The sequence below is a fragment of the Mesorhizobium sp. Z1-4 genome, from assembly GCF_004000235.1.
GTDB lineage: Bacteria > Pseudomonadota > Alphaproteobacteria > Rhizobiales > Rhizobiaceae > RCIO01.
Window position 1 is genome coordinate 203,328 of record NZ_RCIO01000003.1, and the last position, 15,299, is coordinate 218,626.

Genomic DNA, 15,299 nt, shown 5'->3' on the forward strand with positions numbered 1-15,299 from the left:
AACAACACAAGGCGCTAGGCAGGAGAAAAACCATGCGTGTCTATTACGATCGCGATGCCGATCTCAATCTGATCAAATCCAAGAAGGTGGCCATTATCGGCTACGGTTCGCAGGGCAGGGCGCATGCGCTCAACCTGAAGGATTCGGGCGTGAAGGACGTGGCGGTCGGTCTGCGCCCCGGCTCTTCCACGGCCAAGAAGGTCGAGGCCGACGGGCTCAAGGTGATGAGCGTTGCCGACGCCGCAAAATGGGCCGACCTGATGATGATGGCAACGCCAGACGAACTGCAGGCCGGCATCTACAAGGACGAGATCGCGCCGAACATCCGCGACGGCGCGGCGATCGCCTTCGCGCACGGCCTCAACGTGCATTTCGGCCTCATCGAAGCCAAGGACACGGTCGATGTTCTGATGATTGCGCCGAAGGGTCCGGGCCACACGGTGCGCGGCGAATACCAGAAGGGCGGAGGCGTGCCGTGCCTGGTCGCGGTGCATCAGGACCCGTCCGGCAACGCGCTCGACCTCGGCCTCTCCTATGCCTGCGGTGTGGGCGGCGGACGCTCCGGCATCATCGAAACCACCTTCCAGGAAGAATGCGAGACCGATCTTTTCGGCGAGCAGGTGGTGCTTTGCGGCGGTCTGGTCGAGCTCATACGGGCAGGTTTCGAGACGCTGGTCGAGGGCGGTTATGCGCCCGAGATGGCCTATTTCGAGTGCCTGCACGAAGTGAAGCTGATCGTCGACCTGATCTATGAGGGCGGCATCGCCAACATGAACTACTCGATCTCAAACACGGCCGAGTGGGGCGAGTATGTCTCCGGGCCGCGCATCATCACCGCCGAGACCAAGGCAGAGATGAAGCGGGTTCTGAAAGACATTCAGTCGGGCCGCTTCACCTCGGAGTGGATGCAGGAGTGGCATTCGGGCGCTGCGCGCTTCAAGGCGACGCGCCGCCTCAACGACCGCCACCAGATCGAGGAAGTGGGCGAGAAGCTGCGCGGCATGATGCCGTGGATCTCGGCCAACAAGCTGGTCGACAAGGCAAAGAACTAGGCGCTCTGGCCGGTTTACCGGATGTCAGGAAAAGTCGGCGCTAGAGCGCCGGCTTTTTCTTTTGAAATCAATGCTTTCGTGCGGTATTGCGGGGCGTGGCGGCTAGCCGCCCACTGCCACATCCAGCGCGATGCGCACCATGTCTTCCAGCGATGACTGGCGCTCATCGGCGTTGAGTTCGTCACCGGTGACCAGGCAGTCGGTCATGGTGCAGATGGCCAAGGCGCGCACGGAGAACCGCGCCGCAAGCGTATAGAGCGCGCTCGCTTCCATCTCGACGGCCAGCACGCCGTGTTCGCGCAGGGTTGCGTATCCGGCGAGGCCTTCGGGCTGGTAAAACACGTCACTTGAGACAATTGCGCCGGCATGCCAGCGCACACCCCCGGTTTCGGCGGCATCCGCCGCGGTGCGCAGAAGCTCGAAATCGGCGCCGGGCGCAAAGTCGAATGCCTTAAAGGTATTGCGGTTCATGGCGCTGTCGGTGCTCGCGGTCTGCGCAAGCACCAGGTCGCGTACCTTTACCCGTTCCGACAGTCCGCCGCATGTGCCGACCCGGATAAAGCTCTTCACGCCGTAAACATTGATCAGTTCATGAACGTATATGGCGAGCGATGGCTGGCCCATGCCCGACGCCTGTACGCTGACCGGCTTGCCGCGGTAGCTGCCGGTAAAACCCAGGCAGTTTCGCACCGTGTTCACCGCACGCACGTCATCGAGGAAGTTTTCGGCGATCCACTTGGCACGCAATGGGTCGCCCGGCAGCAATACCGCTTCGGCGTAATCGTCTTTTTTCGCGTTGTTGTGCGGCGTCATTCGTTTCTCCTCACTGGCGTCTTGTCCCAAAAGACAATGCGCGCGTTGAGAGGTCAATCGCGTACTGCCGCATAGCGGGCACCTGTCTCATTCCGGCACAATGCCGGCTGGCACGGTTCTGGCATCACTGTTCCGTGGAAGCCAAGGAGGCTGATCATGGAAACGATCACCCAGAACTCAATCGGGATCGACGGGAAGGTCTTTGCGGAGCGCCGTGCGCTAACGCGGCGGCGTGTGCTGAAAGGCGCGACGCTCAGATACAACCGCGGCTACGGCGCTCTTGAGTGCATTGTGCGCAACCTGACCGACAATGGCGCGCGCCTCGCATTCGGCGAAACGGCCGCAGTGCCATCCGAGTTCGATTTCTGGATCGCCGGATCCCGCGAACCGAGGCGCGCAGCGGTGCGTTGGCGCGGCGTTGAGGATGTCGGCATCGAATTCTTGAATTGAGGTCCCCGGGCTGCGCGGGGGTGGATAAGGCGCAGTCCGGCACTTCTCCCGGAGAACATGCCGCAACATGTATCCGCGTAGGCGGTTGTGTTCTCCGTTGGGGCCTGCGGTCTGCATTGCAGGCCCCGGGCTGGGGGCGGGCGGCGGGGCGGCGCCGCCCGTTATTTCCGTGAGTTCAGCCCGTTGCCATCAATAATAGGGCGAATAGCACTGCCTGCGCGGGCCATGATATGGCTGGAACGTATTGTCCCAGTGCCGGTAGGACCTGTAGCGGTCGTAACACCATTCGACATGCAGCGATTGCGCATCGCGCCGGTAGTAGCGGCGATGATAGCGCCGCTGCGGCGGCGGCACGTCGATCCATACACTTCCATTGCCGAAATTGAACTGGATGTTGCCGCCGCCGCCGTGGCGACGTTGATGGCGGCGCCAATGGCGGTGATCAACCGGTTCGGCCCGGATGCCGGCTTCCGCGCGTAACGGCTCGGCGTGCGGAAGGGCCAAGGCGCCAGCGGATTGTGCATGCGCCGCGCCCGCCGAAATGCCGGAAAGGCCCGCAGCAAGGAGCGTGGAGCGGAGAAACGTCGAGACTGCAGATTTCATGTCTTCCTCCTGGGGGCTGAGGTGACGAAGAGCAGGAGCATAACCAGCCCAGCACGGTTTGCCAGCATGTGGCGGGCAACATGAACCGGTGATGAATGACATCAATGGCAGAATTGTAGCCTGAACCGGGTTGAGTTCCTGCCGTGCACGGGGCATTTCTCGGCCATGTCTGTCCGTATCGCCACGTTCAATATCGAAAACCTGATGAACAGGTTCGATTTTTCGGGGTTCCGCAACGAACTCTACCAGGATCGCGTTCTCAAACTCTACGATATCAAGGATGAGGCGCAGTACCGGCAGCTCGAGAGAGCGCGGGCGATTGCACATACCGACGATACCCGCCAGTTGACGGCGCTTGCGATTGCGGCTGCGCGCGCCGACATATTCTGTCTGCAGGAGGTCGATAACGAGGATGCCCTGAACGCTTTCGAGTTCGGCTACCTCTACAAGATGATCGGCGCCGGCTACCGCAAGAAATACGTTTCGCAGGGCAATGACAGCCGCGGTATCGACGTAGCCGTGATGATGCGCGAAGAGACCGCGCATGGCGAGCCGATCGAGTTCGTGCGGGCGCAAAGCCATTCACACTTGACCTATGAGGAGCTTGGGCTGCATACGCCGGCGCTCGAAGAGACCGGCAACCGGGCCAATGAACGGATTTTCCGCCGCGACTGTTTCGAAGTCGATCTCAGGATCGGCGGCAGGCCGCTGACGCTCTATGTCGTGCACTTCAAATCGATGGGCAGCCCCCGCAACGGGCTCTCCGGCCGCGAGGCGACCATGCCGATCCGGATGGCGGAAGCGCAGGCCGTCCGCTGGGTGATCGAAGAGCGCTTCGGCGACAAGGCTGCAAACAAGAACTGGCTGATCTGCGGCGACCTCAACGATTACCGCGAACGTGTCGTGATCGAAGGCGACGAGCATAACGGACATCATTTCGAGATCAGGCACGAGACGGAATCGTCGCTCAACGCACTGACGGCCGGCGGTTTTTGCGAGAACATCGTCGAGCGGCTGCCGCATGAGGAGCGGTGGACGCTGTTTCACACGCGCGGGCCCAGCGAACGTCACCTTTGCCAGCTCGACTATCTGCTGCCGTCGCAGCGGCTGGCTGCGCGCAACGCCAATGCGAAGCCCGACATCATTCGCAACGGCCAGCCATGGCGGACGATCTTTCCGCCCGGCCAGGACGTGAACCGCTACCCCCGCACCGGCTGGGACCGCCCCAAGGCTTCGGACCATTGCCCGGTCGCAGTAACGCTGGATCTGGTCTGATGTCCGGCCTGGCGTTCGATCTGCCGCGCGGGCGCATATTCGCCATCGAGGATGTAGACGTTCGGTTGCAGGACGGACCGTCGCCGTTTGAAGCAGCCAACACAGAAGCGATAGAGCGCAACTGGGAGCGCGAAGCGAAAAGCAACCCCGCGCTTTTCAACGGCACGGTGGTGCTGCTTTCTTCGTTGCGGTTCTCACAGGGGCGGCTGGTCGGCACCTGCCACGCGGTAAGTTTTGCTGCGTTCCTCTACTGGCGCGGAAGCCGGGCGCACGTTTCGTCCGAGCACTGCTTCGCGCATGCGATGCTCGTATCGTCGGACAATGCGCTCATAGCCGCGCGCATGGGGCCGCATACGCTGAATGCCGGCAGCGTCTATTTTGCCGCCGGTTCCTTCGAACCAGGAGACTTCAAGCGCGGACGGGTGGACATCCATCACAACATGATGCGCGAGGTGGCCGAGGAAACCGGGCTCGACATCTCGAACGCGCCGCAAGCGGCCGGTTATCTCGGATATTCCTCCGATGCAGGCACTGCGATCTTTCGCCGCTACGATCTGCCGGACACGGCGGAGCGGATTGCGGAGCGCGTGCGCAGATTCGTGGCCGCCGAAGCCGAGCCTGAAATTTCGGAACCTGTTATCATACGCGGCGGCGAAGACCCGCCGGAGGGGATGCTGGCGCATATGCGCGCCATCGTCGACTGGCATTTCGGCATGACCCGGAGCATGCCCGCAGCACCGCGGTGACGCGAACCCGGCAGGGGAGGCCGTGGCCTATCGTGCCGCAGAACAACCGGAGGCTCCAATGGACCGAAGCAAGATCAACATCAACAACCATTCCTCGGCCGGCATGATCTGGTTCATCGGCTGGCTGTTCACCATCGGCTATCTGAAGCTCGGTTTCTGGGCTGGCCTGTGGGGGCTTGTGGTGTGGCCCTATTATCTCGGCGCCCATTTCGCACTTTAGGCGCACCGCGTGGCCAGGTTCGCAGGCCGCCGAAACACACGCCAGGATGAGCCAATGCGCGCGCGCCGCTACGAAATCCTCGACGTTTTCACGACCTCTCCGCTGGCCGGCAATCCGCTGGCGGTTGTGCACGAGAGCGACGGCCTCGACGATGCGGCCATGCAGGGGATAGCGCGTGAGTTCAACTTGTCGGAGACGGTGTTCGTCCTGCCGCCGCGCGATGCCGCGCACACCGCGGCGATACGCATTTTTACGCCGAATTTCGAGATGCCATTCGCCGGCCACCCGACAGTCGGCAGCGCGGTTTCGCTGGCGCTCGACAGGGGCATCGGCGGCAGCGCCATGATCCTCGTTCTGGAAGAAAAGATCGGCGATGTGCGCTGTGTGGTCAACCGGACCGACGCGGGGGTGTTTGCCGAATTCGATCTGCCCCGCCTGTCCGAACCGTATGAGATGAATGCAAGCACGGAAGAGGTGGGCGCAGCGCTCGGGCTGGGGCCGCACGAAATCGGTTTCGAGAACCACAGGATCGCGGCCTTTTCGGCAGGTGTCCCTTATGTGACGGTGCCGGTGCACGGGCTCGAGGCTGCGGCCAGGGTCAAGTTCGACAGTCAGCTCTGGAACCGGATCGCGCCCGACCGCGGCAACGGCGTGCCGGCCTCGGCCTATGTCTACTGCCGCGAAACGGTGAATCACGATTGCGCCTTCCATGCGCGCATGTTCGCAGGCGGGGCAGGGTACGAAGACCCCGCGACCGGTTCTGCTGTCGCCGCCTTTTCCGGTGCGGTGCTCAAATTCGACCAGCCGGCCGGCGATACATGGCAGGGCTGGGTGGAGCAGGGCGTGGAAGCGAATCGGCCTTCGCGGCTGCGGCTTGAACTTGAGCTGGCGAACGGCGCGGTGAGCGCCGCGCGCATCGGCGGCCATGCCGTGCGGGTGGCCGAAGGATCGCTGACCGTCTAGGCGGTTCGAAATCAGCTCAGGGAAGTCTGGACATTGCCGGCGCGGACGGCTATAGGCGCCACCTTGACCGGTTCGAGAGCCGGTTCCCGGCGGGTGATTAGCTCAGTTGGTAGAGCAGCTGACTCTTAATCAGCGGGTCGTAGGTTCGATCCCTACATCACCCACCAACAATTTCAGGCACTTAGCAGCTGGCAGCGAAATCTTAGGCTCGTTATAGTGCAGCGACGATGTTGTCTGTATTGTCGCAGACTCGAACTGCTCGTCAGCTCTAATCGCCAAGCGGCAGCTGTGGATCGCGATGCTCCGAAGCGCTCAGCTGATGCTTGATCCGTCGCATGCCTTCAACCACGCCGGGTCCGAGATTTTCGGCAACGACCATCGACAGCATATCGATGATCGCAAGCATGGCATAGCGGGTCGGCGAGGGGCGGTAGACATTGTCGCCTTCGTCGATATGAAACGGAAAGACGATCTCGGCGGTCCGCGCGAGTTCTGAATCCGGTGCCGTGAAAGCGATGGTCTTGGCGCCATAGTGGCGGCCGATCGCCAGCGCGTCGACCGTGGAGCGCAACTGGCCTGAAATCGAGAAGGTGACGATGGTGGTCTTGGGATTGGCAACCGAGGCAGTCATGCGTTGCATTTCGCCGTCGACACTCGCCGCAACCGGCAGCCCAAGGCGAAACAGACGGTTTTCCAGTTCAACCGCCGCCATGGAAGAAGACCCGCCCGAGCCATATGCGCGGATCAGCTTGGCCGTGACGATTGCTTCTGCTGCGGCGGCCAGCTGTGTCATATCAATGCTGTTGCAGATTACGTTGATCGCGTCATAGGCGGACGCCGCGATCGTGTCGGGGATCCGCCTGTTGGCGGTTTCCCGGTCGGGGTTGGCGACCTGCAGGAACCGCGCTCCCACCGCCAGAGCTTGCGCCAGTTTGACTTTGAATTCGCGCATGCCGTTGAGCCCGAGCGAGCGGCAGAAGCGCGTGACCGTCGGCTCGCTCACCTGTGCCCGTTCGGCAATTTTCGCGATTGATTCGTGAACGAAAAACTCGGGATCGGCCAACACCATCCTGGCCAGGTGACGGTCTAGCTTGCTTCCTTCCTCCGCGAGCTGGTGCAGCTCGGCAACGATGTCCAGCGCGGTGTTCATATGATCTCGGACGCCGCCACCGGATCAGATGCGACGCCCTTTATCCCCCTCGAAAACGTGAATGCTGGCGGGATCAACCTTGAGCCTGATGGTTGAGCCGGGCGCGGCCTGAACACGCTCCCTGAAAACACAATGCACATTCGTGCCTGAAATGGTGCCCACGAGGTGAGTTTCCGCACCTGTCGGTTCTACCACGCCGACCACGAATGGCAATCCGGCAGCGATCGCTCACCAAAGCGTATATCCGCCATCGATCATGAATGTTGAGCCGGTGATGTAGCTTGCAGCGGGGCTGGCCAGAAATACTGCCAGCGGCCCGATTTCTTCCGGATGCCCCGCGCGGCCGATCGGAATTGCCGCGAGCATGGTTTCGATGACCTCGGGGTTCGAATCGCTCCAGCTCTTGTTGGCGTCCGTCATGAACAGCCCCGGGCAAATCGCATTGACGTTGATGCCATGCGGTGCCCAGTCAGCGCCAGCCGTCCGCGTCAATTGCACGACCGCCGCCTTTGCCGCCTCGTAGGAGCGTCCGCCGATGCCGCGATTGGCGATGAAGGCGTTCATGGACGAGATGTTTATTATGCGGCCGCTCCGGCCTTGCTCGATCAGTGCTTTGCCGATGGTGCGCATTCCAAGAAAGGATGTGGTCAGGTTGAGATCGATCGCGGCCTGCCAATCCGAAAGGCTTTGTTCCTGCAAAGGTGTGGCGCACCCGCGGCCGCCGAGATTATTGACCAGAATGTCGATAGGGCCGAACTTGCCAGGGCATTGCTGAAAAGCATTTTCGGCGACGGCTGGAGAAGCGAAGTCGGCTTTGAATGTCAGGACGTCGCTGCCCCGCTTCGCGAAGCAGGCGGCTGCGTCATCAAGCGAAGACTGGCTGCGCCCGCAGATGACAACCTTTGCGCCGGCTTCTGACAGTGCTTTGGCAATCTCCAAACCCAATCCGCGGCTGCCGCCGGTTACGAGTGCGGTCTGTCCATCGAGCTTGAAGCGGTCGAATATCGTCAAAATATCTCTCCTGCCGAAAACGCAAGTTTCGGCCAAATCCCTGTATGCGCTGCGAGGCACCAAGGCCTTGCTGCAATTGGCGTATCTTTGTTTCGATCGTTCATTTCACGGCCCCTGCTGTGAGGCCGCGCAGCATGAATTTCTGCATCCATGCGAAGGCGACTGCGACCGGCAGCGTGGCGCAAAAGGCCGCCGCCATCACCAGGTGCCATTCCACTGCATAGCGGCCCGAAACGATCGACAGAATCTGGATGGGCAGGGTGAAGTCGCCTTCGCGCCGCAACATCGTCAGTGCGATGACGAATTCGTTCCATGAGTTCACGAAGGTGAAGAGCGCCGTCACGGCGATCGCCGGCAGCGCAAGCGGCAGGAACACCTTCACAAGCGTCTTCAGGCGCGACGCGCCCTCCATCCACGCGGCCTCTTCCAGATCGCGCGGAATGGTCGAAAAGTAGCTTTCGAGCATCCAGACCGAAAATGCGATGTTGAAGCCGGCGTAAAGAACCGCGACCACATTGACGTCGTTCAGCACGCCAAAAATGACCAGCAACCGGAAAATGCCGAGTACGAGCACGATAGGCGACAGCATCTGCGTTACGAGCAGGAAGCGCCGTGAGGAACTCCTGCCGATGAAACGGTAGCGGGACAGGGCGTAACCGGCGGGGATCGCAATCAAAATTGCCAGGATCGTCGCCAGCGTGGAAACATAGAGGGAGTTCAGGAGTGCGCGACCGAAGCCCGTCTGCGTCCACATGGCGGTGAAGTTCTCGAACGCGATCCTGCTTGGAACCCAGCTGCGTTCGAAGACCTCTTCCTTCGGTTTGATCGCCGTCAGCAACATCACCAGGAACGGAAACAGGGTGATGGCGAACACCGGCAGCAGCCCGAGCCAGATGAGAAGTGATTTTTTCGCGCGGCTCATTGTCATTGTTCGTCTTTCCGCATGGCCAGCCGGACGTAAAACAGCGTGAAGATCAGAAGCAGCGCGAACATGACCAGTGAAAGGACAGCCGCCTCGCCGACACGCCCGAACCTGAACGCCAGCTTGTAGAGATAGGTTACGAGAATGTCGGTCGAGTTGGCCGGCCCGCCCTGGGTCGTTGCCCATATGATCGGGAATGAATTGAACACGTAGATCGTGTTCAGCACGATTGCTATGTTGATGAATGGCCGCAGGAGCGGCAGGGTCAGCCGCCGGAAGGTGGCGAACCAGCTGGCCCCCTCGATCCTCGCCACCTCGTAGATATCCGTCGGGATGGACGAGAGGCCGCCGATGAGGACCGTGGTGGTGAATGGCAGCGTGGCGATGATGCCGAGGATGATCTGCATTGGAAATGCAGTTCCGGACTGTCCGAGCCAGGCGATATTTTCGTCGATTATTCCGACGTCGCTCAGGATCATGTTGAGCGTTCCGCTCTCACCATTCAGTGCCCAGCGGCCGACGATCGCAAGCATTGCGAGCGATATCGCCCAGGGCAACATGACCAGCAGGCGGGCGAGACCCCGACCGATGAAGTCCTGGCTCAGGGCCATCGCGATAGGCAGGGCAAGCACGAAGGTTCCGCCCACGATCCCCACAGTCCAGACAACCGTGCGCCAGAGCGATTGATAAAGCAGCGGATCGGACAACACGCGCGCATAGTTGTCGATGCCGTCGGGGCCGAGGATTTGGCCGAAGCGATTCACTTCGCTGATGGACAGCACAAAAAGCTGCCCCAGCGGCCACAGGATGACCAGGCCACTGATCAGAAGGCCCGGTAACATCAACAGGTAGGGATTGAACCCGAGCCTCGCGCTCATTTTCCGTCTGCCATGCTTCAAATTACGAATGCCAAGCCTTCTCTATTGATGAAAATTTGTCAACATGAATTTGAAGTAATGAAAATTATTAACACAGATCGGCAGCCGCATGAAGGGCGACCAGGAGCCAGCTACGCAGCTCGGAAATCTGCCCTATTGGCGGGTAAATGCCTTTATGGGCACGCTGAGACTGCCGGCAGCCATCTATGCGAAATTGTGACCGGACTGCCGTTCGAGGCGAAAATAATTTACAAAACTGTTGATTGTTTTCGTGCCGGCTGCTAGGTCAGAGCATCCGCTTGAGGGGCGCGCAGGGGCGCCCAGGGGATCAGAGGAGGACATAATGAAAAGAATATTCAGACATACGAAGATGCTGGCGGCGGGTGCGGCACTGCTTGCCCTGGGCACGGCCAGCGCTTCGTCCGGCGAGATCAGGTTCACCCTCGGCGAATACTCCGCCAACACCAAGAAATCTTTCGACCGCATTGTCGAGGCGTTCGAAGCGCAGAACCCGGATATCGACGTCACCATCGAGGTGATTCCGTGGAGCAACTATCTGCAGGCTTTGACGACCGACATTTCAGGCGGCAACGCGCCGGACATGTCCGTTGTCGCCTCGATCTGGCTTTCGGAGTTCACAAGCCAGGGTCTAGTCGAGCCGATCGAGAATGTCGTTTCGCCCGACCTGGTCGGCAAGTTCATACCGGCGATGCTCACGCCTTCCTATATCGATGGAAAGCTGATGGGCCTGCCGATCGCAGCTTCGGCGCGTGCCATGATGATCAATACCGAGCTCTATGCGAAAGCCGGCGCGACGCCGCCCGAAAACTGGGATCAGCTCGAAGCGGCCTCGGCCAGCATTGCCAAGATGCCGGATGTTTTCGGCTTTGGCCTTCCCGGTAAGGAAGAAGAGGTCGACGTCTATTTCTACTACGCCCTCTGGTCGTTTGGCGGTCAGATCTTCGACGAGGAAGGGCGCAGTGCGATCGCGTCACCCGAAGGTATTGCCGCAGCCAAGCTCTACGCTGACCTGGTTCACAGCGGGAGTACGGAGCCGACACCGACGGCCTACAGCCGCGAGGACGTGTTCAACATGTTCAAGCAGGGAAAAATCGGAACCATCTTCACGTTTCCCATGCTTGTTCCGCAGATCAAGGAGGAAGCGCCTGAACTGAAATACTCGGTCATGCCGTTTCCGGTGAAGGCGGAAAAGAGCACGATGGCAATCACCGATTCCGTCATGGTGTTCGAGACGTCCGACGCGAAGGAGGACGTTCGCAAATTCATGGATTTCATCTTCCAGCATGATTTCCGGCTGGAGTTCAACAAGGCGGACGGGCTGTTGCCGGTCATAAAAAGCGTTGTTGAGGATCCGTATTACCAGGAAAACCAGGACATCAAGGCATTCGCCGACGGCCTGGCCTACGCCAAGTTCCAGCCGAATGTGGAGCGGTGGGATGAGATCATCGAGATCACCCGGAGCGCGTTGCAACACATTTACCTTGGCGATCAGACGCCCGAGCAGGCGCTCTCCGACGCGGCGGCAAAAATCGACAAGCTGCGCGGCTTCTAAGCCAGTCTGCGCGGGGGTTTTTCTCCCATAACGCCCGCGCGCAAACTACCATCCCGGCATCTTGCCGGGATGGTATGCTTCGAAAGAACACTACCTTCAGCTCAATGGATCGTCCGTGGCAGACATAACCCTTAAGGACATCAAGAAGTCCTTCCACGCGTTGACTATCATTCCTTCTTTGGATCTGACGGTCGCCGATGGCGAATTCGTCGTGATCGTGGGGCCTTCCGGATGCGGCAAGTCCACGCTGTTGCGAATGGTTGCCGGCCTTGAGCCGATTACCGGCGGCGACCTCATGATTGGCGGGCTTCGCGCCAACGACCTGCCGCCGCAGAAACGCAACATCTCGATGGTGTTTCAGTCCTACGCGCTGTTTCCGCATCTCACGGTTGAACAGAACATCGCATTCGGCCCCGAGGTGCGGGGCGTGGATCGGGCGGAGACCAAGAAGCGCGTATTGCGCGCCGCCGAGATCCTCAACCTGACGCCCTATCTCGACCGCAAGCCCAGCGAAATCTCGGGCGGGCAGCGCCAGCGCGTGGCCATGGGGCGTGCCATCGTTCGCGATCCGGACGTGTTTCTGTTTGATGAGCCGCTGTCCAATCTCGATGCACATTTGCGCGTCGAGATGAGGACCGAGATCAAGCGGCTGCACAGCGCCGTCAAAGCGACCGTGCTCTACGTGACGCATGATCAGATCGAGGCGATGACGCTTGCCGACCGTATCGTGATCATGAACGAAGGCCGTATAGAGCAGGTCGGTACGCCGCTTGAACTTTATGACGCGCCGGTAAACCGCTTTGTCGCTGGCTTTCTCGGGTCGCCCTCAATGGCATTCATCGAGGGACAATTGCTCGTTGAGGGGAATAATGCGGTCGTGGAGCTTCATGAAGGGAGCAGGATCCCGGTGCGCAAACCTGCGGGCCACAAGTCGAACTGTGCCGTTGAAATCGGCGTTCGTCCCGACAACCTGCTGTTCGAAAAAAGCGGTCCGATCAAACTGTATGTGGAAGTCGTAGAGCCCACCGGCTCTGAGGTGCTGGTATACGGCCAGGTGGCAGGCCGGCCGATACGTTGTGCGTTCAGAGGTCGACCGGAGATTTCGGCAGGCGATATCCTGCATTTGAGTGCTACACCCGATACGATACACATCTTCGACCGCCAAAGCGGATTGCGCATTTGAACCAGCAAGTCGACATCATCACCCTCCTGAAGAGGAAGACGTCGGACGGAACTCCGGCGGAGCAACGGCTCGCGGCGGTCATTCTGGACGACGTGTCCTGGGCGGCGCGCAATTCGATTTCGGATCTCGCCAGGAAAGCCGAGGTCAGCGAACCCACGGTTTCGCGCCTGACTGCAAGTCTCGGATTAAGCGGCACGAAGGAGCTCAAGCTCGAGCTGGCGCAGGCTCTGGTTATCGGAGGCGCTTACCTCGCCGGCAAGGAGTACGCCGAACCAAACGAGGACGGCGACGCCCTACAGTTCATCGCGAACTACGCAGCCAAGGCGATTCACGATTTTCAGTCTCAGGTAGAGCCAGCGCTCGTGGACGAGGTCGCCGGCCATATTGCCAGGGCCAAGCGCATTCAGCTTTTCGGTTCCGGCGGCATCTCCTCAGCCACCGTTCAGGAGATGGAATTCCGGCTGTTCCGGCTCGGCCTAAACGTGGTCACTCAGGTCGAGGGGCGCATGCAGCGCATGACGGCTGCGCTGTCAGATACCGACACCGTTGCGATCGGGTTCTCGCTTTCGGGAGGCGCGACGTCGGTCATCGATGCGCTGTCGATTGCCCGGCAGTACGGCGCACGCACGATCGCGATTGCGCCCAGCGATACGCAACTCGCCCGCATAGCAAACCACGTCATCCCATATCGATACATCGAGGACGGCCATGTCTATAAACCCAATTCATCACGCTTCGCGTTGATGGTTCTGGTCGATTGTCTGGCTTATCGCACAGCACAGATGCTCGGTCCGGAAGTGCTCGAAAACCTGAGACGCATCAAGCAGACGCTGACGATTTCCGACGCATATGACGCGTCGGTGCCGCTCGGCGACTGATCCGAAACACCATTCGAATTCACTGACCTGTCCGCGCTGATTGCGGAGGATGGCCCGTGCCGTGCGCGGGACAGCCGTGGATTCGCGATCATTCATCTCAAATCAGCGGAGCCGCTCACCATGCAAATCCCGGAACAACATCGGCAGCATTTCATCGGGGGTGCCTGGCGCGCGCCGGCATCAGGAACGTATCGTCCCGCCAAGTCTCCCGGAACGGGCGAAACGATTGGCGAGGTCGCGGAAGGCGACCGGCAGGACGCGGTTGCTGCGATCGAAGCCGCAAAAGCGGGGCAGGATGCACTCGCAGCCATGACGCGGTGGCAACGTGCCGACCTTTGCCATCGAGTTGCCGAGCGTATCGAGGCGCAAAAAAACTACCTCGCCTATATTCTTTCGCTCGAACAGGGCAAACCTCTCAAAAGCGAAGCCTACGGAGAGATTGAAGCCGCTGCGACGGGTTTTCGCGAGGCGGCGGAGCTGTTCAAATTCATGAACGGCGATTTCATCGCAGCTGAAACACCCGGCAAGCGGGTCATCAGCTACCGCGTCGCGCGCGGCATTTATGCTGTGGTGACGCCCTGGAACTTTCCGATCAACATCCCGGTCGAATATCTGGCGCCGTGCCTGGCGGCGGGCAACGCAGTGGTGTGGGCGCCGGCTCCAACGACGTCGCTTTGCGCTTCGGCGCTCATGCAATGCATCGCCGAAGCCGGCCTGCCGGACGGGGCGGTCAATCTCGTTCACGGACCCGGTGCCGTGGTCGGCGACGAGTTCGTTTCCAACCCGGGCACTCACGGGGTTGGTTTTACCGGCAGCCCGGCAACGGGAGCGAAGATCGCGCAGCGGGGCGCCGGCAAGCCAATGCTGTTGGAACTGGGCGGTAACGGCCCGGTCATCGTCCTTGACGATGCCGACGTCGAGCGTGCTGCAGGTGCTGCCGCGGACGGTGCATTCTTTAATGCAGGTCAGGTCTGCGCAGCGACCGGACGTATCCTGTGCACGCGAAAGACCTATGAGGAGCTCGCCCACCATCTGACAGTTGCGGCGGGGGAACGCGTTGCGGGCGATCCGCTTTTATCTGAAACCACGATCGGGCCGCTCAACAACCAGGCGGTGCTCACAAAAGTGGAAGCGCATGTTGCCGATGGCCTGGCTCGTGGCGGCAAGCTGCTCGCCGGCGGCCGCAGGCGGCCCGAACTGGGCTCCGACCTGTTCTATGCACCGACGGTTATCGCGGATCTGGGGGAAGATGCCGACCTCAATCGTGCCGAGACATTCGGACCGGTCGCCCCGATCATCGTCTGCAAGGATGAGGACGACCTTATTCGCGTCGCCAATGGCGCCGGACACGGCCTTGCTGCCGGCATCTTCTCCCGTGACCTCGCCAAGGCTTTCCGGTTTGCCGAAACCGTTCAGTCCGGACTCGTCAACATCAATGGACCCAGCCACTATTGGGAGCTTCATATTCCGTTTGGCGGTGCGTCCGGCAAGCAGAGCGGACTTGGCCGGCTGGGCGGACGGCACACTCTGGAGGCGGTTACAGACGTGAAGACGATCAGCTACGACCTTGGATGATCGCCGA

Annotated in this window: 17 protein-coding genes and 1 tRNA gene; 11 read left to right on the top strand and 7 right to left on the bottom strand. The window is 60.6% G+C overall.

What is annotated here, in order from left to right:
* Positions 1-32: 32 nt before the first annotated feature.
* On the top strand, positions 33-1,052 hold the full coding sequence (ilvC, locus tag EP165_RS12405; protein ID WP_127523014.1) for a ketol-acid reductoisomerase: 1,020 nt from the start codon (positions 33-35) through the stop codon (positions 1,050-1,052).
* Between the two features lie 102 nt (positions 1,053-1,154).
* Here the strand turns inward: ilvC and deoD are convergent, their stop codons facing one another.
* Positions 1,155-1,865 carry a purine-nucleoside phosphorylase gene (deoD, locus tag EP165_RS12410; RefSeq protein WP_127523016.1) on the bottom strand — a complete coding sequence of 237 codons (711 nt, stop codon included), beginning with the start codon at positions 1,863-1,865 and terminating at the stop codon, positions 1,155-1,157.
* A gap of 156 nt (positions 1,866-2,021) precedes the next feature.
* Between deoD and EP165_RS12415 the strand changes: the two genes are divergently transcribed.
* Positions 2,022-2,315 (top strand): hypothetical protein, encoded by a 294-nt coding sequence (locus EP165_RS12415; RefSeq protein ID WP_127523018.1) that lies wholly within the window; start codon positions 2,022-2,024, stop codon positions 2,313-2,315.
* 189 nt (positions 2,316-2,504) lie between these two features.
* Here the strand turns inward: EP165_RS12415 and EP165_RS12420 are convergent, their stop codons facing one another.
* Entirely contained in the window at positions 2,505-2,918 is a 414-nt protein-coding gene (locus EP165_RS12420; protein WP_127523020.1) for a BA14K family protein, read from the bottom strand.
* A 165-nt stretch (positions 2,919-3,083) separates the two neighbouring features.
* On the opposite strand from EP165_RS12420, the gene EP165_RS12425 reads away from it, so the two are divergent.
* The 5 genes from EP165_RS12425 (at position 3,084) to EP165_RS12440 (ending at position 6,289) form a co-directional block, all read left to right on the top strand.
* Complete coding sequence (locus EP165_RS12425; RefSeq protein WP_127523022.1) at positions 3,084-4,193, top strand: endonuclease/exonuclease/phosphatase family protein; 1,110 nt, start codon at positions 3,084-3,086, stop codon at positions 4,191-4,193.
* Positions 4,193-4,939, top strand: coding sequence for a hypothetical protein (locus EP165_RS12430; RefSeq protein WP_348629560.1), 747 nt, complete (start codon positions 4,193-4,195; stop codon positions 4,937-4,939). Before EP165_RS12425 ends, EP165_RS12430 begins: the two co-directional genes overlap by 1 nt.
* A 58-nt stretch (positions 4,940-4,997) precedes the next feature.
* Positions 4,998-5,159, top strand: coding sequence for a hypothetical protein (locus tag EP165_RS20395; protein ID WP_164743026.1), 162 nt, complete (start codon positions 4,998-5,000; stop codon positions 5,157-5,159).
* A gap of 54 nt (positions 5,160-5,213) precedes the next feature.
* Positions 5,214-6,122 carry a PhzF family phenazine biosynthesis protein gene (locus EP165_RS12435; RefSeq protein WP_127523024.1) on the top strand — a complete coding sequence of 303 codons (909 nt, stop codon included), beginning with the start codon at positions 5,214-5,216 and terminating at the stop codon, positions 6,120-6,122.
* Between the two features lie 91 nt (positions 6,123-6,213).
* Positions 6,214-6,289: transfer RNA gene (locus EP165_RS12440), tRNA-Lys, on the top strand.
* A gap of 101 nt (positions 6,290-6,390) precedes the next feature.
* Here the strand turns inward: EP165_RS12440 and EP165_RS12445 are convergent.
* The 5 genes from EP165_RS12445 to EP165_RS12465 form a co-directional block, all read right to left on the bottom strand.
* The gene (locus EP165_RS12445) at positions 6,391-7,272 is read right to left on the bottom strand and encodes a MurR/RpiR family transcriptional regulator (RefSeq protein ID WP_127523026.1); all 882 of its coding nucleotides are present in this window, start codon (positions 7,270-7,272) and stop codon (positions 6,391-6,393) included.
* A gap of 24 nt (positions 7,273-7,296) precedes the next feature.
* Complete coding sequence (locus EP165_RS20845) at positions 7,297-7,476, bottom strand: P-loop NTPase family protein (protein WP_164743027.1); 180 nt, start codon at positions 7,474-7,476, stop codon at positions 7,297-7,299.
* A 24-nt stretch (positions 7,477-7,500) separates the two neighbouring features.
* Positions 7,501-8,283: an SDR family NAD(P)-dependent oxidoreductase gene (locus EP165_RS12455; protein ID WP_127523028.1), complete on the bottom strand. Its 783-nt coding sequence runs from the start codon at positions 8,281-8,283 to the stop codon at positions 7,501-7,503.
* Between the two features lie 100 nt (positions 8,284-8,383).
* Entirely contained in the window at positions 8,384-9,211 is an 828-nt protein-coding gene (locus EP165_RS12460; protein ID WP_127523030.1) for a carbohydrate ABC transporter permease, read from the bottom strand.
* Entirely contained in the window at positions 9,208-10,083 is an 876-nt protein-coding gene (locus tag EP165_RS12465; RefSeq protein ID WP_127523032.1) for a carbohydrate ABC transporter permease, read from the bottom strand. The genes EP165_RS12460 and EP165_RS12465 overlap by 4 nt, the downstream gene beginning before the upstream one ends.
* Before the next feature lie 343 nt (positions 10,084-10,426).
* Between EP165_RS12465 and EP165_RS12470 the strand changes: the two genes are divergently transcribed.
* The 4 genes from EP165_RS12470 to EP165_RS12485 all read left to right on the top strand — a co-directional run bounded on the left by EP165_RS12470 (position 10,427) and on the right by EP165_RS12485 (position 15,292).
* Entirely contained in the window at positions 10,427-11,656 is a 1,230-nt protein-coding gene (locus EP165_RS12470) for an ABC transporter substrate-binding protein (protein ID WP_127523034.1), read from the top strand.
* A 115-nt stretch (positions 11,657-11,771) separates the two neighbouring features.
* Entirely contained in the window at positions 11,772-12,839 is a 1,068-nt protein-coding gene (locus EP165_RS12475) for an ABC transporter ATP-binding protein (protein WP_127523036.1), read from the top strand.
* On the top strand, positions 12,836-13,717 hold the full coding sequence (locus EP165_RS12480) for a MurR/RpiR family transcriptional regulator (RefSeq protein ID WP_164743028.1): 882 nt from the start codon (positions 12,836-12,838) through the stop codon (positions 13,715-13,717). Before EP165_RS12475 ends, EP165_RS12480 begins: the two co-directional genes overlap by 4 nt.
* A gap of 120 nt (positions 13,718-13,837) precedes the next feature.
* Positions 13,838-15,292 (top strand): aldehyde dehydrogenase family protein, encoded by a 1,455-nt coding sequence (locus EP165_RS12485; RefSeq protein WP_127523040.1) that lies wholly within the window; start codon positions 13,838-13,840, stop codon positions 15,290-15,292.
* Positions 15,293-15,299 lie beyond the last annotated feature (7 nt).

Coding starts and splice junctions, on each gene's coding strand:
- EP165_RS12465 (WP_127523032.1), bottom strand. CDS start 10,083: ATGAGCGCGAGGCTCGGGTTCAATCCCTACCTGTTGATGTTACCGGGC.
- EP165_RS12485 (WP_127523040.1), top strand. CDS start 13,838: ATGCAAATCCCGGAACAACATCGGCAGCATTTCATCGGGGGTGCCTGG.
- ilvC (WP_127523014.1), top strand. CDS start 33: ATGCGTGTCTATTACGATCGCGATGCCGATCTCAATCTGATCAAATCC.
- EP165_RS12460 (WP_127523030.1), bottom strand. CDS start 9,211: ATGACAATGAGCCGCGCGAAAAAATCACTTCTCATCTGGCTCGGGCTG.
- deoD (WP_127523016.1), bottom strand. CDS start 1,865: ATGACGCCGCACAACAACGCGAAAAAAGACGATTACGCCGAAGCGGTA.
- EP165_RS12420 (WP_127523020.1), bottom strand. CDS start 2,918: ATGAAATCTGCAGTCTCGACGTTTCTCCGCTCCACGCTCCTTGCTGCG.
- EP165_RS12470 (WP_127523034.1), top strand. CDS start 10,427: ATGAAAAGAATATTCAGACATACGAAGATGCTGGCGGCGGGTGCGGCA.
- EP165_RS12425 (WP_127523022.1), top strand. CDS start 3,084: ATGTCTGTCCGTATCGCCACGTTCAATATCGAAAACCTGATGAACAGG.
- EP165_RS12445 (WP_127523026.1), bottom strand. CDS start 7,272: ATGAACACCGCGCTGGACATCGTTGCCGAGCTGCACCAGCTCGCGGAG.
- EP165_RS12430 (WP_348629560.1), top strand. CDS start 4,193: ATGTCCGGCCTGGCGTTCGATCTGCCGCGCGGGCGCATATTCGCCATC.
- EP165_RS12415 (WP_127523018.1), top strand. CDS start 2,022: ATGGAAACGATCACCCAGAACTCAATCGGGATCGACGGGAAGGTCTTT.
- EP165_RS20395 (WP_164743026.1), top strand. CDS start 4,998: ATGGACCGAAGCAAGATCAACATCAACAACCATTCCTCGGCCGGCATG.
- EP165_RS12435 (WP_127523024.1), top strand. CDS start 5,214: ATGCGCGCGCGCCGCTACGAAATCCTCGACGTTTTCACGACCTCTCCG.